The following is a 21,693-nucleotide window of genomic DNA, read 5'->3' as shown; positions in this document are numbered from 1 at the left end:
GCTCCGGAGCAGCCCGGAGGCTGCCTTGCGCGGTGCTTTGCGCCACCGGCATTTCTGTGATAATCGTTAAAGACGGTTCAAGCGCAGGCCTTTGCAGGAGGAGGCAGCATGGAGCAAGCGGACATCGGCGTTGTCGGCCTGGCGGTCATGGGACAGAACCTGGCGTTGAATATCCGGGATCACGGCTATCGGGTGGCGGTCTATAACCGCACCACTGCCAGAACCGAATCATTCGCCGCCTCACCGGAAGCGAATCACGGAATTCTGCCCTGTTTTTCCATCGACGGACTGGCGCTGGCCCTGAAGCGCCCCCGCAAGATCCTGCTGATGGTCAGCGCGGGCAAGGCGGTCGATGATACCCTGGGGTTGCTGGTGCCGCACCTGGAAGCCGGCGACATCATCATCGACGGCGGCAATTCCCATCCGGACGACACCCGTCGTCGCAGCACGGCACTGTCCGCACAGAAACTGCTGTTTGTAGGATGCGGCATTTCCGGCGGCGAGCAGGGCGCGCGGCACGGACCTTCCCTGATGCCTGGCGGCAATCCCGACGCCTGGCCGCATATCCGACCGATCTTCGAGGCCATCGCCGCACGCGTCGATGGCCAGCCCTGCTGCCGCTGGATAGGACCACAGGGCGCCGGGCACTTCGTCAAGATGGTGCATAACGGCATCGAATACGGCGACCTGCAGCTGATCGGGGAAACCTACCATCTGTTGCGTTCCGGATTGCACATGTCCCCGGAACAACTGTCCGGGTTGTTCCATCGCTGGAACCGTGGTCCGCTGAATTCCTACCTGATCGACATCACGGCCCGCATTCTGTCCGCCAGGGATGATGACGGGACCCCGCTTATCGACAAAATCCTCGATACCGCCGGGCAGAAAGGAACCGGGCGCTGGACGGCCATCGAAGCGTTGAAACTGAATACCCCGCTGACCACCATCAACGAAGCGGTCTTTGCCCGGAACTTGTCCGCCCGCCGAGAAGAACGGCTGCTGGCGGCGCAACAGCCCGCCGCGCCGCTGCGTCCGTGGCCAAAAGCGGATGAAGAGACGCTGCAATTCGCCCACGACGCACTGTATGCTTCCAAAATTATTTCCTATGCCCAAGGCTTCATGCTCCTGAAAGATGCTGCCTCGGCCTACGACTGGGATCTCGATTACCGGGGGATTGCCCTTATCTGGCGCGGCGGCTGCATCATCCGCAGCATCTTTCTGGACGACATCGCCGCTGCATTTGACGCCGATCCCGAGCTGCAGAGTCTGCTGTTGGCGCCCTTCTTTGCCGGACAATTACGGCGCGCCGAAACAGGCTGGAGGCAGGCGCTAACGCTGGGGATCGGGCTCGGCATCCCCCTGCCGGCCATGGCCGCCTCCCTCACCTTTTTCGACGGTTACCGCTGCGCCCGCCTGCCGGCCAATCTGCTGCAGGCCCAGCGCGACTTTTTCGGCGCCCACACCTACGAGCGGACCGATAGACCGCGCGGCACGTTCTTTCACACCGACTGGGACCCTCCCGATGAATAACATGACCGAACCCTGCACTTTCGTCATTTTCGGTGCGACCGGCGATCTGGCACGCGGCAAGCTGCTGCCGGCCCTTTACCATCTCGATGCCGCGGGACGCCTGCATCCGGGCACGCGCATCCTCACCACCGGGCGGCGGCATCCGGACCGTGACGCCTGGTTGAGCGAAACCCGAGCCGACCTGTCCGGCACTGTGCGGGGCGGTCTTCAGCAGGAGGTTTTCACCAGGTTTGCCGACCGTGTCGATTACATGCAGGGCGATCTGCGGCAAGCCGATTTCTATAAACAGTTGCAGGCCAGACTCGCCGATCGACAGGGTTTTCCCGCGGATACCGCCTTTTACATGGCCCTGGGGGCGTCGGACTATGCCGGCGTTATCGAAAACCTGGACCGGGTGGCCCTGCTGGAGGAGCAATTGGGATGGCGGCGGGTGGTCATCGAAAAACCATTCGGAAACGACCTGCAAAGCGCCGCGATATTGCAGCAGAAACTGTCCAACCATCTGCGCGAAGAGCAGATCTACCGTATCGACCATTACCTCGGCAAGGAAACGGTACGCAACATCCTGGTGTTCCGTTTCGGCAACGTATTGATGGAACCCCTCTGGAACCGTGACACCATCGACCATATCCAGATCATTCATGCCGAACCGCAGGGCATCGGCAAACGCGGAGCGACCTACGATGCCTCCGGTGCCCTGCGCGATATGATCCAGAGCCACCTGCTGCAACTGCTGACCTTCGTTGCCATGGAATCGCCGGTTTCGATGGCGGCCGAGGCCCTGCACGCCGAAAAGCTTAAGGTTCTCAAATCGATCCGCCCCATCCCCGCCGACCGCATCGGCGACTACGCCGTGCGCGGCCAGTACGATGCCGGCAAGGTCGGCCCCGATGACGTCATCGCCTATCGCGATGAAGGCAGGGTGGCTGCCGACAGTCACACCGAAACGTTTGCCGCCCTGAAGCTCCATATCGACAACTGGCGCTGGGCCGGTGTCCCTTTCCTGCTGCGCACCGGCAAGCGTATGACTGCCAAACAGGCCATGGTCGCCATCTGTTTCAAACAACCGCCCCAGCAGTTCTTCCGCTCCAGCCATATCCGGTGCGATGCCTCCAACTGGCTGTTGATCGGCATTCAGCCCAACGAGTGTCTGCGCCTGGAAATGACCGTCAAAGCGCCGGGAGAGGCGCTCGCCACACGCCAGACCGCTCTCGACGCCGCCTTCCGAAAAGCCGATGAGACCGTCAATGATGCCTATGAAGAACTGCTGCTTGATATTGTTCGCGGTGACCGCTCTCTGTTTTTAAGTTACGAGGAAGTCACACAGGCATGGCAAATCATCGACCCCGTACTCAAGGCATGGTCGAAACCGGGAGAAGATCTGCACCTTTATCCCGCCGGATCCTGGGGTCCACGGGCCGCCGACAGGCTGTTCGACAGTGCCTGTCAATCCTGGCGACACACCCTCGGGGCGTGTGGGTGCGGCATGGAGAAGCTCTAGGTTATTAGCTGTAAGCTGTAAGCTGTAAGCTGTAAGCTGTAAGCTGTAAGCTGTAAGCTGTTAGTTTAAAAGCGGAAACAACTGACCGATGACCGATGAACAAAAAATCATATGGCACTGTTTAGCCGATGCCGACGCCGTTGCTGAAAATGCGGCGGATCGCATATTGGCGGCCGCAAAGGAGGCTATCGTCCGGCACGGCCGGTTCCGCATCGTTCTGGCCGGGGGCCGCACGCCGGAAGCGGCCTACCGGCTTCTGGCCAACGCGAATGCGGATTGGCGCCGCTGGCATATCTATTTCGGCGACGAACGCTGCCTCCCGCCGGCGCACCGGGAACGCAACAGCACCATGGCCGCCCGGATATGGCTCGATCATGTGGCTATTCCCCGGCGGCAAATTCATGTCATCCCCGCGGAACTCGGACCGGCAGAAGGCGCCAGACGTTACACCGATGAAATCGTCGGCGTCCTGCCTTTCGACCTGGTGATTCTCGGCCTCGGCGAAGACGGCCATACCGCGAGCCTGTTTCCGGGGCACCGCCCCCTGATGGATCGCCTCGTCGTCCCTGTCACAAATGCACCGAAACCACCTGCCGAGCGCGTCAGCCTGAGCTCCTTCTCGCTCGGACAGGCCGAACAGGTGCTGGTGCTTGTGACCGGCATGGAAAAACATGGAGCGATACAAGACTGGAAGGCAGGCAGGCAACTTCCGATCTCAGATATCATGCCGAAAAATCCGCTGCATGTTTTGCTGGACGATTTGGCCGGCACATGATCATAACGGCACGGGCCGGATGCCTTCTCCGGCATCCGGCCCGTGCAAATCACCGCTGTTTTGGCTGGCGCTTGCGCCGCTCATCCACTGCCCGGCGGATAGCTTCCACACAGCTATAAGGGATGCGCAGGTTACCGCGGCCCCCTCCGATCACAATCTCCCCCCCTCCCCGCCGTGAAAATCGCTGCCGCCGGTGACGATGAGATTGCGCCTCCGTGCTTCGCTTATATACCAGTCGACATCGTCATTGGAAGAACGGTTGTTGTAAGCCTCGATGCCGTCAAGCCCCAAAGCGGCGAAAGCATCGAACAGGCGGCGCAGCTGACCCCGATCCCCGGTGATGTAGGGAGGATGGGCCAGTGAGGTTATGCCGCCGGCCTGATGAATCAGGCCAATGGCCTCATCCATGGGAAAGTAGCGTTTGGGCACGTTGCACGGAACCAGATACCGCGCAAAAGCTTCTTCCGAATCCCGCGCGTAACCATGGTCGACAAGCACCCTGGCGATGTGCGGTCGGCCCAGGGTGCCTTCGGCATGCCGCCGCACCTCGCCAAAGGCGATCGGCGCACGATTCTCCTCGGCCAGCTTCTGGTTGATGCGTTCGAGGATACGTTGGTTGCGGCCGGCACGAAATGCACGAAAATCCTCAAGAGCGGCACTCAGTTCGCGGTGATGGTGATCCATACCGTAACCAAGCAGGTGGATATCGCGAAACCCACCCCAGACCACTGAAAGCTCGACCGCCGGCAACACCTCGATACCACAGGCGTTGCCGGCCTGCATGGCGGCATCGATACCGTCCACATTATCGTGATCGGCCAGGGCCGCCGCGGCCAATCCGGCGGCCGCGGCCCTGCATATCACCTCGGCGGGTGCGTACAAGCCGTCGGAACAGCGGCTGTGCAAATGCAGATCGACGTACTTTTCCAATCCCTGTATCCCCTTTCGACCGGCGTACGGACTGCACCAGTCACCAGTCACCGTCTTACTTCCGCTTCACCCGGAACCCCGCCTTTTCCCAGGCGGAGGGATCCTTGAGCGGCGCATTCCCGGTTTTCGCGCGTTTTTCTGCACCTGAACTTTTCGTCGCCCCGGGATCCGGCTGAGCTTCCTTGATGGACAGCCCGATGCGTTTGCGGGCCTCATCGACCGAGAGAACCTTGACCTTGACGATATCGCCGACCCGTACCACTTCGCCGGGATCCCTGACGAACCGGTGGGCCAGATGACTGACGTGCACCAGACCGTCCTGATGCACACCGATATCGACGAAAGCCCCGAAAGCGGCCACATTGGTAACGGTACCGGAGAGGATCATCCCCTCTTTCAGGTCGCCGATGTCGCGCACGTCGTCGCGGAAGGATACGGTTTCGAACTGCCGCCGTGGATCCCGTCCGGGCTTTTTGAGCTCTTCGACGATATCCCGCAGGGTCGGCAGACCCACGGTATCGGTGATGTAGCGTTCCAGCCGCAGCCCGGCAACCTTGCCGGGGACCGCGGCCAGTTCCGCTACCGACAAGCCGAGATCATCGGCCATCGCCTTCACCGTGGCGTAGTTCTCCGGATGCACGGCGGTGTTGTCGAGAGGATTAGCGGCGCCGCGGATACGCAGAAAACCCGCCGCCTGCTCGTAAGTTTTAGCGCCGAAGCGGGGAATATCGAGGAGCGATGCGCGGGCCGCGAAGGCGCCGTGGCTTTCGCGGTAACGTACCATGCTTTTGGCGAGGGCCGCGCCGATTCCCGACACATAGGAGAGCAGTGCCCAGGACGCGGTATTGAGATCGACCCCGACAAAGTTGACGCAGCTCTCCACCGTATCGTCCAGAGCCTTTTTAAGGGCCGGCTGATTGACATCATGCTGGTATTGACCGACGCCGATGCTTTTGGGATCGATCTTGACCAGCTCGGCAAGAGGATCCTGCAGGCGTCGCGCTATGGAGATGGCGCCGCGCACCGTAAGGTCGAGATCGGGGAATTCTTCGCGGGCGATATCCGAAGCCGAATAGACGCTGGCGCCGGCCTCGTTGACCATCACCACCGGCAGCTTGAGTCCGGCTTCCGCCAGGGTTTCCCGCACGAACAGATCCATCTCGCGCCCCGCCGTTCCGTTGCCGATGGCGATCATCTCGATGCCATGCGACTGAATCAGCCGCAGCAGATGTCCGCGGGCGGGTCCGATCTGACTCTTTCCCGTGTGTGGATAAATGGTCGCAGCCTCCAGAAAACTCCCTGTCTGGTCGACCGCCGCCAGTTTGGAGCCGGTGCGCAGGCCGGGATCGACCCCCAGCACCCGGCGGCTTCCGGCCGGTGGCAACAGCAACAGGTTGCGCAGGTTGTCGGCGAAGACGGCAATGGCCGCTTCGTCGGCCCGTTTTTTGGCCTCAAGACGCAACTCCACCTCGATGGAAGGGGCGATCAGCCGCCGATAGGCATCTTCGGCGACCTTTTCCAGCACCGGCCTAAAGATGCTTTCGCCCTGGATCAGGCGATTTTTAAGGCGCGCCAGCAGCTCTTCTTCCGGCGCGGCGATGGACAGGCGCAGCACCTCTTCCTTTTCGCCACGCCGCATCGCCAGCATGCGGTGGGAAGGCACCTCGCGCAGCGGTTCCTGATAGTCGTAATACATTTCGAACTTGCTGACCTTCCCGGCCCAGTCAGGCGCCACCCGCGAGCAGAACAGACCCTGTTCCCAGGTCAAACGCCGGACCACAGCGCGCATATCGGCATCTTCGCTGAGGGTTTCGGCCAGAATGTCGGAAGCTCCCTGCAAAGCCGCGGCGGCGTCCGGCACCTCCCGTTCCGCATCGACAAACGGGGCGGCGATCTGCTCCGGTGACCCATGCGTGACCCGGCCATCCGCCATCAGCTCGGCCAGTGGCTCCAGTCCCCGTTCGCGGGCGATCATGGCACGGGTACGACGCTTGGGTTTGTACGGCAGATACAGATCTTCCAGTTCGTTTTTCTGGCGGGTCCTTTCGATACGGGCGGCAAGCTCGGGGGTCAGCTTGCCCTGCTCTTCGATGGAGGACAATACGGTGACCTTGCGCTCTTCGAGTTCGGTAAAATAAGCGAGGCGTTCTTCCAGGTTGCGGATCTGCACTTCATCAAGTTCGTCGGTGCGCTCCTTGCGGTAGCGGGCGATGAAAGGCACCGTCGCACCCTCGCGCAGCAAGGCGATAGTATTGGCTACCTGGGCAGTCCGCAGGCCGGTTTCTTCGATCAGGCAACCAAGAACGCGGTTATCCTGTTGTGCATTAAGAGACATTGAAAACCTCCAAAAATGGGTATATCGGGGGCGAATTCTAACACGGCCGGGCTACCGCGAAAAGGCCAACTTGTCAGCGGCACTCGGCACGCAGCCCGGGCACTTGACGGGCAACGGCTTTCCGGCTACATTGGCTGACTGCAACCCGCCACAAGGAGCATGCATGCCCGCCCTTCTTGACGTTCGCAATCTGCGCACCTATTTTTTTACCAAAACCGGCTTGACCAAGGCCGTGCGCGGCATCGATTTCACCATTGATGAGGGGGAGACCCTGGCGCTGGTCGGGGAATCGGGCTGCGGCAAGTCGATCACCGCCCTGTCCATGCTGCGGCTTGTGCCGCCGCCCGGCCGCGTGGTCGAAGGGGAAGTGCTTTTCCGGGGCGAGGATTTACGCCTGCTGCCGGAGACGGAGATGCGCCGGGTGCGGGGCAACCAGATCGCCATGATCTTCCAGGAGCCGATGACGGCCCTCAATCCGGTGTTCTGCATCGGCGAGCAGATCGCCGAGGTATTGCGCATCCATCAAGGCATCGATCGCCAGGAATCCCTGCAACAGGCCGCCGGACTGCTGGCCCAGGTCGGCATTTCCTCGCCCCTCCAGCGCTGCCGTGAATACCCTCACCAGCTTTCCGGTGGCATGCGCCAGAGGGTGGTGATCGCCATGGCCCTGGCCTGCCGCCCCCACCTGCTGATTGCCGATGAACCGACCACCGCCCTGGACGTCACCATCCAGGCTCAGATCCTGCAACTGCTCGATGAACTGAAAACCCGGCACCGCATGGCGACACTGCTGATAACCCACGATCTTGGCGTGGTGGCGGAAACCGCCGACAAGGTCGCGATCATGCACGACGGTCTGATTATGGAATACGCTCCGGTAACGGCTATTTTCGATAATCCGCGCCACCCGTATACGCGCAGTCTGCTGGCATGTATTCCGAGGATGGGACAAAAGCGGCACCGTCTCGCCATTCACCATACTCTGACGCCGGCAAAGGGCCTCTCCCTGCTGGACAGCTGCCCCGCCCCCTTCGCCCCCGAAAAGGGCAAACTGCCGCCCTTGCTGGAGGTGGCGCCCGGACACCTTGTACGCTGCTGGAGAGAAGCATGAATACGCTGCTCGAGGTACGCAATCTGCGCAAAACCTTTCAGGTCTCCACAGGCGCCCTGGCGGGCGCACCCCGCCTGTCCCTCAAAGCCGTCGACGGTGTCGGTTTCACCTTGCAGACCGGAGAAACCCTTGGTCTCGTCGGCGAATCGGGTTGCGGAAAATCCACCACCGGCAAGGCGATTCTGCGGCTTCTGGAGCCGGATTCGGGGGAGGTCCTGTTCGACGGAGAAGACCTGTTGAAGCTCAGCCGAAACCAGATGCGCAACCGGCGTCGTGATCTGCAGATGATTTTCCAGGACCCATACGCCTCGCTCAACCCCCGCATGAAAGTAGCCGACATTGTCGGCGAACCCTTCATCATCCACGGCCTTGCCAAAGGCAGGGAACTGCGGCAGGAAGTGCTGCGGTTGCTGCAAACCGTCGGCCTGGACGCGCCTCACATGGACCGCTATCCTCATGAATTTTCCGGAGGACAGCGCCAGCGCATCGGCATTGCCCGGTCACTGGCGCTGAATCCCCGCCTGATCGTGGCGGACGAGCCTGTCTCGGCGCTGGATTTGTCCATCCAGGCCCAGGTTGTCAATCTGATGCAGGACATCCAGCAGCAGTTCGAGCTTACCTACCTGTTTATCGCCCACGACCTGTCGGTCATCGAACACATCAGCAACCGGGTGGCCGTCATGTATCTGGGGCGCATCGTTGAACTGACCGCCGCCGAACAGTTGTACCGGGCACCTCGCCACCCCTATACCGAAGCACTGCTCAACGCCGTGCCGATCCCCGACCCCCGTGCCCGCCGCCAGCGTCGGCCGCTGACGGGTGAAATACCCTCAGCCACCCGTCCGCCGGAAGGGTGTCACTTTCACCCGCGATGCCCCTACGCACAGGAGATCTGTCATTGTCAGGCCCCTGAACTGCGCGACCAGGGCAGCGGCCATCTGGCCGCATGCCATTTCAGCCAGGAAGTCGGGCGTTACCGCATTCCTCGCTGACGCGCGGCCGGGCCAGGCACAACAGCTTCCTTGCAACTGACCGTGCAATGCGCACCGCACCGTTGACGCCCATCATGCGGCGGACGCTTTTCTCATCTGTTTATTATCCATCGTCAATGACATTTGCAAAATGTTTGACTTGCCTGTGGCATTGATGGCACACTTCCGGCATATTTACCGCAACCAACATCCCGGCCCGATGATTCCTTGTGAAGGGATTCGCCACCCGTGGGCATGATTCAAACCGACATCCAACGCTGCCGCAGCTGTTTTGCCTGCCTTCGTCATTGCCCGGTCAAGGCCGTCCGCGTCACCCCGCAGGGCACCGACACCGATGCCGGTCGTTGCATCGGCTGCGGACGCTGCCTGCAGGTCTGCTCCCAGCAGGCACGCAGGGCACCGAACAGCCTGAACCGGTGCCAGCGCCTGTTGCGGCACAAAGAACCGATGGCAGCCATCCTAGCTCCATCCTTCCCGGCCTACATAGGTGATATGCGCCCCGGCCAACTGGTATCCGGCCTGCACCGGCTCGGCTTTCAGCTCGTGGTTGAAGGCGCCTGGGGGGTCGAACTTGCCGCCCGAACCATCGCCGCCGGGTTGCGGACCGTGTCAACCGCGCCTCGGATTCTCAGCCATTGCCCGGCCATCGTGGCCTTGGTGGAGCGCCATTTCCCGCAACTGCTGCGCAACCTGTCGCCCTGCGTCTCGCCGCTGGTGGCTGCGGCACGGGCCCTGCGCGCAACCCATGCGGGGCCACTGCGCATCGTCACCATAAGCTCCTGCTTCGCCGCCAAAATCGAAGCAGCGGACGACCAGTTCCAGGATGTCATCGACGGGGCATTGACCTTTGCGGAAATAGGCGAACTTTTCGAAACGGCCGGCATCACACCGACGCGCTTGCCGGAAACCGTGTTCGACCAGCCCCATGCGCGAAGCGGAAGACGCTTCGCCCTGTCGGGCGGAGCCCCGACCAGCCTGTTGCCGCGTGATTACGCCGAGCAGGGCGAGATGCTCTCGACGGAAGGCTACCAAAACGCGCGGGAGGTCCTGCTCGACCTGGCGGCGGGCCGCATCCGGCCTGGGATTGTAGACCTGCGCCTGTGTCGCGGCGGCTGCCTCGGCGCGTGTGACCCGGGCAGCCGCCTGTCCGCTTTTGCGCGGGGCCGGCTGGTGGAACAGTTTGCCCGTCAGCACGACAACGGCCCCCGGCCCGAGCCTGACGCCGCGTCCGCAAAGGTCAATCTCAAGCGGACTTTCAGCAATCGCCAAACCCGACAGGAACACCCCAGCGGCGAAAGCATCCGCAGGGTTCTGCAGTCCACCGACAAATTTTCCCAGCGTGACGAACTCAATTGCGGTGCCTGCGGCTATCGCACCTGCCGTGAACACGCTACCGCCGTGTGCCGGAGTCTGGCTCGGGAAGACATGTGCCTGCCCTATTTCGTCAAGCGACTCAAAGCGGAGCAGGCGCGCCTGCAAAAATCCGCGCAGCTTGCGCAACAGGCCGCCGAGGAGGTCATGCCCGGTGACGACCTGCTGGCGAGGCAGCTTCTCGATCTCGTGCAAGAAGTAGCGCCTGGTGATAAAACAATTTTGCTGCGTGGCGAGATGGGAACCGGCAAAAAAACCGCCGCCCGGACCATCCATCGTTACAGCCGCCGGGCGGAACAACCTCTGGCCACCCTCAGCTGCTCCGGGCTGGATCAACAGCAGCTGCTGATCGAATTGTTCGGAAGCCGCCACGCTTCGGATTTCCGGCAGGGGCTTTTGGAGCTGGCGGCCGGCGGAACCCTGATGCTGGAAGAAATCGGGGATGCCGGGCAAAAGGTACAGGATGCCCTGCTGGAGTTTCTCAACCATGGCTCCATCATGCCGGTGGGCGCGAAAATCCGGCTTCCGGTCGATGTGCGACTCATCGTCACCAGTCGCCGCGACCTGGAACAGGGCGTTAAGGAAGGCTGGTTCAGCAGCGACCTGTATTACCGGCTGTGCCTTTGTACCCTGACCCTCCCCCCTCTGCGCAACCGGCCGCAAGCCCTCCAGGAACTTGCCGAACAGCTGCTGCGGCGATCAGGCCGGCGGCTTAACAGGAACCCCGCAGCCATCGACGCGCCAGCCATGGAAGCCCTGTGCCGCTATGCATGGCCAGGCAATATACTGGAACTGGCGGCAGTCATCGAGCGAGCGGTCATCCTTGGCGGCGATGATCCTGTCCTGCGACGGGAGCACCTGTCCTTGCCCCTTGCGGCAGGCGCGTCGGCTCCGCAGCCGGATCCCGGAAAATCCCCAAGCGATTTCCGGGCCCGGCGAGGCCGGCAGATGGAATTAATCGAGCGCGGCCTGCTGGAACGTTACCTGCGCGAATCGTCCGGCAACGTGTCCGCCGCCGCGAGGCGCGCCAACCTGCCGCGACGCACCTTCTATCGGCTGATGGAACGCTACGACATCCAGCGGTGCAAGTTTCTGACCCGCCCGGCGGCGAGGAAAGGTGACTGATCGTCGCCACGCTTTTGAGTTCAAGCCCGCCGACGCGGTTCTCTTCAATATGATTTGCCGGACCCGATACCGTTTGTGCAACCGGCACCCGAGAAAGGCCATTGTGTGATGGAGCCAAAACATACCAACCACATCGGACTGCGCACCCTTGAGGATATCAGCACGCTGATTCTCAAATCCCACGATTTGCACGAAACCCTGCAGAACATCGTGTCGGTCGTCGCCCGACGGACCCTGTCGGAGGTCTGTTCGATCTATCTGCTGGACGAGGATCGGGAGACCTTGCGGCTGGGAGCCACCAAGGGGTTGTCCCGTCGTGCGGTTGGCCGTGTTACCATGAAGGTCAGCGAAGGGTTGACCGGCCTGGTGGTGGAAAAACGACGCGTGGTCGCGATTCAGGAGCCCCAGAATCACCCCCGTTTCCGCTACTTCAAGGAAACCGGCGAGGAGAGATTTCACAGTTTCCTGGGAATCCCGCTGTTCGACCGCAATGAGCCGATAGGCGTGCTTGTCATCCAGAGCCGGGCCTCCCGGCGCTTCAGCGACGAAGACATCAGCGCCCTGTCGACCATTGCTTTTCAGGTATCGTCCATCGTGATCAACGCCCGCCTGCTCGACTCCATCCAGCGCAAGGAAGCCGAGGCCAGCCGCTATGCGGAGGTGTTACGCCAGGCTGCCGGCACGACACGGTCCGTCTCCGGACAGGCGCCGACGCAAAAGGAACCGCCCCAAAGCACCCTGCGCGGCAGCATCGCCTATCCCGGCCTGGCTGCGGGGCCGGCTCATGTCATGTCGGCACCGCACGGGCTGACGGATATTCTCGAGGAGGAAGCACTCGATCCGCAGCGGGAGAAAAACCTGCTGGAGGAAGCCCTGGAAAAAACCCGCATCCAGACCATCTATCTGGAAAAACGCATGGCCGAGAGGCTGTCCCGGTCGGACGCTTCCATTTTCCATACCCACCTGATGATTCTCGAGGACCGGGCCATGCACCAGCGCCTGATGGCGGAAATCGACCAGGGCCACGGGGCGCGCTACGCGGTTGAAAAAACCATCGGGAACTACGTCGAAGCGTTCGAAAAAATGGAGGACCCGTATCTTCGGGAACGGGCCGCGGACATGCGCGACATCGGCCGTCGCCTTCTTGCCAATCTGGCAGGCCAGGATCCGCATCCGCTGCAGCTGAAACATCCCGGCGTGCTTATCGCCCGCGAGATTCTGCCATCGGACATGGCAATGCTCGATCACGAGCAGATACGCGGCATCGTCACCGAGGCCGGCGAACGCAATTCCCATGCCGTCATCATGGCAAAATCCCTTGGCATCCCGGCGCTGGTAGGGGTCCGGGGGGCACTGAAACATATAGCGCCCGAGGAGCATGTCATCCTGGACGCCAATTCCGGCCTTCTGCATATCAACCCCGGCCCGCGGATCCGTGAAGAATACCGCAGGCTGGAGGAAGACGCCGGACGCCAACTGCACCAGATTGAACGATTCCGTGACCTGCCAGCCTGCACCCGCGACGGCGTCAAGGTCATCCTCCGTGCCAATGTCGGTCTGGTCAGCGATATTCATATCGCCCGGCGCAACGGCGCTGAAGGGGTCGGGCTGTACCGCACCGAATTCCCCTACATGATCCGCGCCGACTTTCCCGACCGTGAGGAGCAGTACCGCCTCTACGCGAGGGTTGTCACGGAATTCGACGGGATGCCCGTCACCATCCGGACCCTGGATATCGGCGGAGACAAGGCCCTGCCCTACTTCCGCCCCCCCTTGAAGACAACCCCTTCATGGGCTGGCGCTCGATCCGGGTATCCCTCGACAATCGGGACATTTTCCGTACCCAGATCGAGGCGATTCTCATGGCGGCCTGCCACGGCCCGGTCAAAATGCTGTTTCCCATGATTTCAGGGATCGAGGAAATTCGTGCCTGCAAAGCGGTTGTCGATGAAGCCCGTCACAATTTAAAACGGGAAAACCTGGCCTTCGCGGCCGATGTGCCCATAGGGATAATGGTCGAGGTGCCGGCCGCCGTGCAACTGGCTGAAAGCCTGGCGAGGGAGGTCGATTTTTTTGCCCTTGGCACCAATGACCTGATCCAGTACCTGCTGGCGGCCGACCGCAACAATCCCCTGGTCAACCGCTATTACGATCCGCTGCATCCTGCCGTGCTGCAAGTATTGAACAACGTCGCAAAAATTGCGCAAAAGCAGAAAAAAGGGCTTTGCCTGTGCGGTGAAATGGCTAACGATCCCCTCAACCTGCTGGCTCTGATCGGCATGGGAATCCGCGAATTTTCCATGGCCGCGCCTTTTATCCCGCGGGTAAAAATGATGTTGAGCCGCATTTCCAGCCGCGAGGCGGAAAGCACGGCCCGAAAAATCCTGACCATGTCGGAGGGAAGCCGTATCCGCGACTGCCTTGCCGCGATGCTGAGGCATCTGGAAATCACCTTTTGACACGGGGCTGCTGTCAAAGAAGCTCTTCCGGACAGAACTCACCCTGCGGATGGCCCCGGAGAAAGGCTGCGGTCTCCGCCGCCGTCATGGGCTGTGCCAGATGGAAGCCCTGCCCCGAAGGGCACCCCAGGCTGCGCAGGGTATCGAGTTGCAGGGCATTTTCAATCCCCTCCGCCACCACCTCCATCCCCAGGGTTCGCCCCATGCTGACGATGGCCTCGGCTATCGCCCGGTCGCAGGCATCGTCCGCCAGATTTCTGCTGAAGGCCTGATCCATTTTCAGCTTGGAAAACGGAAACGTCCGCAAATAGCTCAGGGAGCTATAGCCCAGACCGAAGTCGTCCACCGCCAGACAAATACCGGCCTGTCTCAGAATCGTGAGCATGTTGCGCGCATGCTCGGCACTCTGGATAACCACCCGTTCGGTGATCTCAAGTTCAAGCAGCCCCGGTTCCAGGCCGTAATGGCGCAACAACCGGAACACCATATCGATAAAACCCGACTGACGGAACTGGCGGGCGGAAATATTGACGGCCATGCGCAACCGCGGAAAACCCCCGCGATGCCACGCCACCATCTGCCTGCAGGCTTCCCGCAGCACCCATTCCCCGATGGGAACAATCAGGCCGGTATCCTCGGCAAGAGGGATGAATTCGTCCGGCGGCACCAGACCACGGGTCGGGTGCCGCCAGCGCAGCAGCGCCTCAAGCCCGATGACCGAGCCGGTCTGTAAATTGAACTGCGGCTGATAGGTCAGGTGGAACTGCTGTTGTTCCAGGGCACGGTGCAAATCTGTTTCGAGATTGAGCCGAGCCTCGACGTCGACTTGTAACGACGGCATGAAAAACCGGCAGGTGTTGCGACCCTGTGCCTTGGCGTGGAACATGGCATTGTCGGCGGCTTTCAATATAGCCTGGGCATCACCGCCATGTTGCGGAAACAGGCTGATACCCACACTTCCGGTCAGATAGAAGCGGTGCCGGCCGATCTGCAAGGGACAAGCCATCGCTTCCAGCAGTTTTTGCGCCACCGCCCTGCCCCCTTCACCGTCAGCGGGATTTTCCAGCAGCACCAGGAATTCATCACCCCCAAAACGAGCCACCACATCCGATCCTCGCAAAACCCCCTGAATCCGCCGGGCCACCTCCATAAGAATCTGATCGCCAACTACATGCCCCAGAGATTCGTTGATGTTCTTGAAGCGGTCGATATCAAACAGCAGAGCTGCCACCGTTGTATTCCGGTTTCGGGCCCGGGCGATGGCGCCCTGCAAAAGCTCCAGGGCTTTCAGGCGATTGGGAAGGCCGGTCAGGACGTCGTGATAGGCAAGAAAATCGAGTTTCAGTTTTTGCTCCCGGAGCATGTTTTCCGATGCCCTGCGCTCGGAGATATCCCGTGCCAGCACAAAAAAATAACTCTGCGGCAGCAGCGCGACACGACTGACACTGATTTCTGCGGGGATCCCCTGACCGCGGCGCCCCCGCATCGTCACCTCGCAGGGCAGGAACCGCGCTGCGGAAAGGACATTCGCAGCACCCCGTGCATCTTCAAGGGAGGTATCGGCAACATCCGCCCAACCCAGTTCCAGCAGGTCCGGGCGGCTGCGGCCGAGGACCCGGCAGGCCTGTTGATTGGCATCCAGAAACCTGCCATTGGCATCGCATAGGAAAAAGGCATCCACCGAATTTTGGAAAACGTGCCGGAACAGGGACTCGCTGTCACGCTGTTTTTGCTCGGAACTGACCAGGCGTACCCAGATCAGCCAGATGCAGGAGCCTGCCGCAATGCTGAAAAGCAGCAAGCCAAGGTGAAAATAGACCATGGCCTGCCGCCCCCGGGCATAGATTTCACGCGGCAGGGTGACACCTAGCGCCTGCGCCGGCTGCCCCCATATGTCACGCAGCAGAATCCGTGATCGCAGGCGGTGTGAATCGACGGCCCGCAGCAGGATTTGCGGACGCGGATTCGCGGTTTTTGTCCAGGGCATCCATTCCGGCCCCGATTCCAGGCGGGTAAATTCAAAAGGCAGGTTCGCCTTGGCGCGAAGTCTTCCCAGTTCCGCTGGGTCGAGAAATCGCCCCATGAGCAAAGTGCCCCGCGGTGGCCCCTTGCCTTCTCCGGTCAGTACGGGCTGCAATGCCATCAGGAGGCTGCCTTCCGGCAAGGACACCAGACCGTGCACCCCCTGCGCATGGATTCGCAGCACCCGCTGACTCCAGCCGTCCCTGAAAAGCTGCTGCAACCCCGCATAAATTGGCACTTCCGATTGTTTGTTCAGATCAAAAGCCTTGCCGGCCACGATCTTACCCTTTTCATCAAGAAACACCAACACGTTAAGATTCAAGGAAGTAAAGGTGCTGTCAACAACATTGCTCAGCAAAAAACGGCGATCGCGGCTCTGCATGAAGTCATAAGCATCATCCCACTGGGCCCAGTCCCCGGCGAGGCGCTTCAGAAAGGCGAGATGTCCCCGATAGACTCCGACACCGCGCTGCAGGGTTTCCCGCGCCTGGCGGCGCTCCAACCGGATAAAACTGTCGAGAAACACCTGGCGGCTCAGCAGCAGCAGGATGCCGTTCAAGGCAATGATGGCCAGGCCAAGACCCAGCAGGCATTTCCACCGACATCGCATGGCAGGCTTCTCCTCTTTGAAGCGAAGGGTCCTGCAGATCCCTGCACCGAAAATGAGTTGTAATTTTTTACGTTAATTTCATAAATGATTGCTTATCAAAGATTTCATGTCAAGCGTTTCGCGGTCGGCGTTTCCGCGCAAACGAAAAAAACCCGTCCAGCCATGCTTCGGCTGGACGGGCTCTATGCAAAAAACCGCCGGGAGAGCGGCGAGGCTTACTTCAGGGCGGAAATCCTGGCCAGACTCTGCCGCAGGATGGCCGCTTTTTCCTCGGCATCCGCGAGCTTTTGACGGTCTTTTTCCAGGACATCGGCCGGCGCCTTGGACAAAAAGGATTCATTCGACAATTTTTTGCTGAACATGGCAATGTCCTTTGCGACTTTGGCGATCTCCTTTTCCAGCCGTTTCAGTTCCTCATCCAGGTCGATGAGGCCGGCCAGTGGCAACAGGATCTCTACCTCTCCGGCGACCTGGGTCGCAGCCTGGGAGGGGCGTTCGACGCCTTCACCACAGGAGAGTTGGTCGACTTTTGCGAGGCTTCTGACATATCCCTCACCGGCAGCCAGAATTCCGGAAATCTCCGGGTTTTTACAGTCCAGAACCGCCGTGATCCGTTTTCCGGGCGGCACATTCATTTCGCCGCGGATGTTGCGGATGCCCTTGATGACCTCCATGATCAATTCCATATGCGCGGCACCCGCCTGATCGGCAGGCAGCGCAGACACGTCGGCATAGGGGGCCGCCATGATCGATACCGTCGGGCGGACCCCGGGCAGGGCCTGCCAGATTTCCTCGGTGACGAAGGGCATGAACGGATGCAACAGCCGCAACAGCTGCTCAAGGACAGTGTACAGCACGGCCTGGGCGGTTTTTTTGCGCTGTGCATTTTCTCCGTAAAGGTCGTCCTTGCTCAACTCGATAAACCAATCGCAGAACTCGTGCCAGGTAAAAGCATAGAGGGCACTGGCAGCTTCGTTGAACTTATATTCCGTCAGAGCCTGGCGGGCTTCCGCGACCACATCGGTCAGGCGACTGAGAATCCAGCGTTCCGACAGGGCAAGTTCGCACTGCTGCAGATCGACCCCGTCAGGCTCGAACCCTTCAAGGTTCATCAGCGCGAAACGGCTGGCGTTCCACAGCTTGTTGACAAAATTGCGGTACCCGGCGATGCGGTCAACAGACAGTTTAACGTCGCGCCCCTGCGCGGCGAAAGCCGCCAGAGTGAACCGGAAGGCGTCGGTTCCGTACTCATCGATCACCGTCAGCGGATCGATGACATTGCCCTTGCTCTTGCTCATCTTCTGACCCTGGGCATCACGCACCAGAGCATGAATATAAACATCGCGGAAGGGCACCTCACCCCTGAACTTGAGCCCCATCATCATCATGCGGGCCACCCAGAAAAACAGGATGTCGAAACCGGTGATCAGGCAGGATGTCGGGTAAAACTTCTGCAAGGTTTCGGTTTTTTCCGGCCAGCCCATTGTCGAAAAGGGCCACAGGGCCGAACTGAACCAGGTATCGAGGACATCCGTTTCCTGCCGGAGATCACTGCCCCCGCAGTGGCTGCAGGCGGTCGGATCTTGACGGGACACGGTTATTTCGTTGCAGGCCTCGCAGAACCAGGCAGGGATACGGTGCCCCCACCAGATCTGGCGGCTGATGCACCAGTCACGGATATTGAACATCCACTCGAAATAGGTTTTTTCCCACTGCGCCGGGATGATGCGGGTCTTGCCGGTCTGCACCGCCTCGATGGCCTTGTCGGCCAGCGGCTGCACTTTCACGTACCACTGCAGACTCATATAGGGCTCGATAACCGTTTTGCAGCGATAACATTCTCCAACGGCGTTAAGATGCTCCTCGATCCGCTCGAGCAGACCGGCCGCTTCCAGATCGGCCAGCACCGCCTTGCGCGCTTCAAAACGTTCCAGGCCCCGGTAGCGCCCGCCGTTGTCATTCACCACGCCGGAGGCGTCGAAGATGTTGATGAATTCAAGATTGTGGCGCTTGCCGATTTCAAAGTCGTTGAAGTCATGGGCCGGCGTGATCTTGACCGCGCCGCTGCCGAACTCCCGGTCGACGTAGTCGTCGGCGATAATGGGAATGGGCCGCTCCATCAGCGGCAGCATGACCGATTTGCCGATCAGATCAGCATACCTTTCATCATCGGGATGCACCGCCACGGCGGTATCGCCGAGCATGGTTTCGGGACGGGTGGTGGCGACTACCAGGTAGCGGTCCGTACCAACCACCGGATAGCGCAGATGCCAGAGGTTGCCCTTCTGGTCCTGATGCTCCACTTCCAGATCCGAAAGAGCCGTGTGGCAACGGGGGCACCAGTTGATCAGGCGGTTGTCGCGATAGATCAGTCCTTCCTCATAGAGCGTGACGAACACTTCCCGCACCGCACGGGACAACCCTTCGTCCATGGTGAAACGCTCGCGATCCCAATCGCAGGACGCTCCGAGCCGCTTGAGCTGATTGATGATCTGTCCGCCGGATTCTTCCCGCCATTGCCACACGCGCTCGATAAACCCCTCCCGGCCCAGCGCGTGGCGGCTGCTGTCTTCGGCGGCCAGCTGTTTTTCCACCACGTTCTGGGTGGCTATGCCAGCGTGGTCGGTACCGGGCTGCCACAGAACCTCGTACCCTTCCATGCGCTTCCAGCGTACCAGAATGTCCTGCAGGGTATTGTTCAGAGCGTGTCCCATATGCAGAACGCCGGTGACATTCGGCGGAGGGATCACAATGGAAAAGGGGGCTTTGGCAGAATGTTCATCGGCGTGAAACAAGCCTTGCCCGGTCCAGAATTCATACCATTTGGCCTCGACGTCATGAGGCTCGTAACCTTTGGGGAGTTTCGCTTCCATGGACAGTCCATCCTTTGGCAGTGCCCGCGCGTTGCGGACATTGGATACATGCCGATCAAAAACAAACGGGGATTTTAACAATCCCCGTTTGGCAGGTCAACTGTTCTCCAGGCTTTCCCCGGCGCAAAAACAGGCGTTTGGATCATCGCCAAACACATCGGCCCGGCGACACCGGCCATTTTGTCCGGGTCATGCCGTCAGACTTTTTCCGTGATGCGGCGGATTTCGTCGCGGATCATCGATTCGGCCAGATCGGGGACCACCTCCCAGGCGATCCGCTCCAGAATGGTATCGGCCAGACGCTCGATCACTCCGGCCGCAACCTTTTCGACAATGCGGCTCAAATCTTCCTCGGAAATCCCCCGGACCTGCGCCTCGATCTCCGTTGCAGACGGAACGAAGCCGGAGCCGTCACCCACCGTCTCGTCAGTCGGGGCGGCTTCTGCATCGGGTCCGGCATCAGGCGGTTCGGACACAGGTGCAGTCGTTTCAGTAGCGGCTGACGCAGCAGCGGGTTGCGACAGTTTCTCCACCAGGCCGGCGTTCTGGAAGAAGCTCAGCCCGTCCCGGCTGGGCACCTCGTCTTCAACCGGAGCTGCGGGTTCGGCCTCGAAAACAGGTTCGGGTTCGGAAAAAACCGGTTCCGGCGCCTCGGAAATCTCCGCCGCCGCCTCACTCGATGACGCAGTCGCTTCGCCGGCATCCCAGGACAGTTCGCTTTCCGATTCGAAAGCCAGGTCGGAAGCTCGTTCCGCGGCAAGCTCGTCGTCCGTCAGTTCCTCGCAAAGGATGTCATCCTCGTCAAGAAACAGAATCCCCTCGTCGTCGGCATCGTCCTGCGCAAGGAGGTCATCCTCCCCATCCCCGCCGGCAGCCGAAGCCGGAGTGGATGCAAAGATATCATGCGGTTCATCCGCAGGCAGCTCCGAATACGCCGCGAGGTCTTCGTCATCCGCAGGAAAGCTATCGGCAATATCCAGCAGATCCGGCTCCAGGTCACCGGCCTCATCGGCGGTCAGATCGGGGACCGGCGCAAAATCCGCGCCCTCCAGTTCCTGCCACATATCGGCATCGGCAACCGTTGCCTGCCCGGCGAAACCATCATCAAACTCCGGTATCGCGGGGACATTGGAAACCGCAGACGGCGGCGCCAACCGGGGCCCCCTTGCAAGCAACGCTTCCACCTTGTCCAGCAGAGCCTGAGACTCGAAAGGCTTGACGATCCAGTCATCGATGCCGGCGTCTCGGGCACGGTCCTCGTCGAACGGCTCAAAGCTGCCGGACAGCAGCAGGACAGGCACATCCCGCAACCCGGGATCCTGTCGAATGGCCGAACAGAGTTCATAGCCGTTTTTGCCGGGCATGATGGCATCGGCCATAATCAGATCGGGACGATCTGAACGAGCTGCGGCCAACGCCGAATCACCGTCGCTCACCACGGCAAGATCACAGTCTTCATTGGCGAAGATGATGCCAACTACCTTCTGTATGGTAATACTGTCGTCGGCCAGCAAAAGCTTCCTGCTCATTCAAGCCTCCCAATAACGTACAAGAACGCAGTAGTGGCCCGAACTGGAATTCATGCCGGGCCATAAATCGACTTCATGCCTTGGCTTCGCTCCGGGCTCGACATCCCCCTCCCGTTCACCGCCATGCATGATCTTGCCTGCAAAACGCGTCAACGCTAGCATAGCACCCTTAACCTGTCAAGATTTTTAACCGGAAATTTCAATAGCTTATGCACTCTCACAGCTTCTATACAAGGTTCCGTAAATTTCGATAACCCCAGCGGGCCATCGCAAGGATTCCGCCAAATCACACTATAACAACGCGGGCGGCAACCTTCAGTTTCCATGTCTGCCCCTGTCACCCTGGATCGATGAACCACGGTACCTTCTTATTATCCGCCAAACCTGAATGCTGCAAATAAATGCAACAACAGGGCCGACAAATGACATGCCTTGAGTCAACCGCGAACTCAAATACGCCGCTTGTCGAATACACTCGCCCTGGGTATTCATGAGGGGCAAAAGGATCGGCATTACCAAACAACACACGC

At 60.4% G+C, this 21,693-nt stretch carries 11 protein-coding genes and 1 pseudogene; 7 read left to right on the top strand and 5 right to left on the bottom strand.

The window, feature by feature from the left end; all coding sequences use genetic code 11:
* Positions 1 to 108 precede the first annotated feature (108 nt).
* The 3 genes from gnd (at position 109) to pgl (ending at position 3,806) form a co-directional block, all read left to right on the top strand.
* On the top strand, positions 109 to 1,530 hold the full coding sequence (gnd, locus tag A6070_RS03905; RefSeq protein ID WP_072287136.1) for a decarboxylating NADP(+)-dependent phosphogluconate dehydrogenase: 1,422 nt from the start codon (positions 109 to 111) through the stop codon (positions 1,528 to 1,530).
* Complete coding sequence (gene zwf, locus A6070_RS03900) at positions 1,523 to 3,031, top strand: glucose-6-phosphate dehydrogenase (protein WP_072287135.1); 1,509 nt, start codon at positions 1,523 to 1,525, stop codon at positions 3,029 to 3,031. The genes gnd and zwf overlap by 8 nt, the downstream gene beginning before the upstream one ends.
* Before the next feature lie 88 nt (positions 3,032 to 3,119).
* Positions 3,120 to 3,806, top strand: coding sequence for a 6-phosphogluconolactonase (pgl, locus tag A6070_RS03895; RefSeq protein WP_072287134.1), 687 nt, complete (start codon positions 3,120 to 3,122; stop codon positions 3,804 to 3,806).
* Between the two features lie 150 nt (positions 3,807 to 3,956).
* On the opposite strand, the gene A6070_RS03890 is transcribed toward pgl, so the two are convergent.
* Together A6070_RS03890 and A6070_RS03885 are read right to left on the bottom strand one after the other, a co-directional pair.
* A complete protein-coding gene (locus A6070_RS03890) occupies positions 3,957 to 4,787 on the bottom strand; it encodes a PHP domain-containing protein (RefSeq protein WP_330220600.1) in 831 nt (276 codons plus the stop codon).
* Between the two features lie 4 nt (positions 4,788 to 4,791).
* Positions 4,792 to 7,071, bottom strand: a complete 2,280-nt coding sequence (locus A6070_RS03885) for a Tex family protein (RefSeq protein WP_072287132.1) — start codon at positions 7,069 to 7,071, stop codon at positions 4,792 to 4,794.
* Positions 7,072 to 7,234: 163 nt separating this feature from the next.
* On the opposite strand from A6070_RS03885, the gene A6070_RS03880 reads away from it, so the two are divergent.
* The 4 genes and pseudogenes from A6070_RS03880 (at position 7,235) to ptsP (ending at position 14,129) form a co-directional block, all read left to right on the top strand.
* Positions 7,235 to 8,182 carry an ABC transporter ATP-binding protein gene (locus A6070_RS03880; protein ID WP_072287131.1) on the top strand — a complete coding sequence of 316 codons (948 nt, stop codon included), beginning with the start codon at positions 7,235 to 7,237 and terminating at the stop codon, positions 8,180 to 8,182.
* Complete coding sequence (locus A6070_RS03875) at positions 8,179 to 9,174, top strand: ABC transporter ATP-binding protein (RefSeq protein WP_072287130.1); 996 nt, start codon at positions 8,179 to 8,181, stop codon at positions 9,172 to 9,174. The genes A6070_RS03880 and A6070_RS03875 overlap by 4 nt, the downstream gene beginning before the upstream one ends.
* Before the next feature lie 234 nt (positions 9,175 to 9,408).
* Positions 9,409 to 11,670 (top strand): [Fe-Fe] hydrogenase large subunit C-terminal domain-containing protein, encoded by a 2,262-nt coding sequence (locus A6070_RS03870; protein ID WP_072288126.1) that lies wholly within the window; start codon positions 9,409 to 9,411, stop codon positions 11,668 to 11,670.
* A gap of 108 nt (positions 11,671 to 11,778) precedes the next feature.
* Positions 11,779 to 14,129: pseudogene (gene ptsP / locus A6070_RS03865) on the top strand (phosphoenolpyruvate--protein phosphotransferase).
* A gap of 13 nt (positions 14,130 to 14,142) precedes the next feature.
* Here the strand turns inward: ptsP and A6070_RS03860 are convergent.
* The 3 genes from A6070_RS03860 to A6070_RS03850 all read right to left on the bottom strand — a co-directional run bounded on the left by A6070_RS03860 (position 14,143) and on the right by A6070_RS03850 (position 21,163).
* Entirely contained in the window at positions 14,143 to 16,761 is a 2,619-nt protein-coding gene (locus tag A6070_RS03860; RefSeq protein ID WP_072287129.1) for a bifunctional diguanylate cyclase/phosphodiesterase, read from the bottom strand.
* A 215-nt stretch (positions 16,762 to 16,976) separates the two neighbouring features.
* Positions 16,977 to 19,634 (bottom strand): valine--tRNA ligase, encoded by a 2,658-nt coding sequence (locus tag A6070_RS03855; protein WP_072287128.1) that lies wholly within the window; start codon positions 19,632 to 19,634, stop codon positions 16,977 to 16,979.
* 197 nt (positions 19,635 to 19,831) lie between these two features.
* A complete protein-coding gene (locus tag A6070_RS03850) occupies positions 19,832 to 21,163 on the bottom strand; it encodes a response regulator (protein WP_072287127.1) in 1,332 nt (443 codons plus the stop codon).
* Positions 21,164 to 21,693 lie beyond the last annotated feature (530 nt).

Origin of the sequence: Syntrophotalea acetylenica (genome assembly GCF_001888165.1) — a bacterium.
In the GTDB taxonomy this organism is placed as follows: domain Bacteria; phylum Desulfobacterota; class Desulfuromonadia; order Desulfuromonadales; family Syntrophotaleaceae; genus Syntrophotalea; species Syntrophotalea acetylenica.
The sequence above is the reverse complement of the archived record's forward strand: the minus strand, read 5'-3'. Positions and strand labels throughout refer to the sequence as shown.

What these genes read in the sequence shown, in the direction of transcription:
- zwf (WP_072287135.1), top strand. Translation starts at nt 1,523, where the DNA reads ATGAATAACATGACCGAACCCTGCACTTTCGTCATTTTCGGTGCGACC.
- A6070_RS03860 (WP_072287129.1), bottom strand. Translation starts at nt 16,761, where the DNA reads ATGCGATGTCGGTGGAAATGCCTGCTGGGTCTTGGCCTGGCCATCATT.
- gnd (WP_072287136.1), top strand. Translation starts at nt 109, where the DNA reads ATGGAGCAAGCGGACATCGGCGTTGTCGGCCTGGCGGTCATGGGACAG.
- A6070_RS03880 (WP_072287131.1), top strand. Translation starts at nt 7,235, where the DNA reads ATGCCCGCCCTTCTTGACGTTCGCAATCTGCGCACCTATTTTTTTACC.
- A6070_RS03850 (WP_072287127.1), bottom strand. Translation starts at nt 21,163, where the DNA reads ATGAGCAGGAAGCTTTTGCTGGCCGACGACAGTATTACCATACAGAAG.
- A6070_RS03855 (WP_072287128.1), bottom strand. Translation starts at nt 19,634, where the DNA reads ATGGAAGCGAAACTCCCCAAAGGTTACGAGCCTCATGACGTCGAGGCC.
- pgl (WP_072287134.1), top strand. Translation starts at nt 3,120, where the DNA reads ATGACCGATGAACAAAAAATCATATGGCACTGTTTAGCCGATGCCGAC.
- A6070_RS03885 (WP_072287132.1), bottom strand. Translation starts at nt 7,071, where the DNA reads ATGTCTCTTAATGCACAACAGGATAACCGCGTTCTTGGTTGCCTGATC.
- A6070_RS03875 (WP_072287130.1), top strand. Translation starts at nt 8,179, where the DNA reads ATGAATACGCTGCTCGAGGTACGCAATCTGCGCAAAACCTTTCAGGTC.
- A6070_RS03870 (WP_072288126.1), top strand. Translation starts at nt 9,409, where the DNA reads ATGATTCAAACCGACATCCAACGCTGCCGCAGCTGTTTTGCCTGCCTT.